This is a genomic window from Burkholderia sp. LFS061, from assembly GCF_047978125.1.
In the GTDB taxonomy this organism is placed as follows: domain Bacteria; phylum Pseudomonadota; class Gammaproteobacteria; order Burkholderiales; family Burkholderiaceae; genus Burkholderia; species Burkholderia pyrrocinia_C.
In genome coordinates this window covers 1-389 of the sequence record NZ_JBFPFS010000157.1, presented here as the reverse complement: position 1 = coordinate 389, position 389 = coordinate 1, and the positions used below count along the sequence as shown (strand labels likewise).

General features: G+C 58.9%; 1 protein-coding gene. It reads left to right on the top strand.

Annotated features, from left to right (window positions below; genetic code table 11):
• Positions 1-247 precede the first annotated feature (247 nt).
• The coding region (locus ACNQQL_RS36140; RefSeq protein WP_347069753.1) for a prepilin-type N-terminal cleavage/methylation domain-containing protein at positions 248-389 on the top strand (142 nt) is incomplete at its 3' end.

The following is a 389-nucleotide window of genomic DNA, read 5'->3' as shown; positions in this document are numbered from 1 at the left end:
CGCGGCGTCCTCGGTGCGGATCGGCGGCCGCGCGGCGGCGGCGGGCAGCGGCGCTTCGCGGGCCGACAGCGTGACGACCCAGTAGGTGGCCGTCGCGCACAAACCCGCGAAAAGGGCGAAAGATAAGGTGCGAATTGATAGTGTGCTCATATCCGATATTGTACGGGCGTTTGTAGAATTTACCGTCGCAAAGTTAGTTAAATTGACCTGTCGTTATTTTGAATTCTTCAGCAAAGGATAATCAATTATGCAAGACGGGAATACTCGCCGCAACGCGACCGTGCGTCGTCAGCGCGGTTTCACGCTGATCGAGATCATGGTGGTGGTCGCGATCCTCGGGATCCTGGCGGCGCTGATCGTGCCGAAGATCATGAGCCGCCCGGACGAGG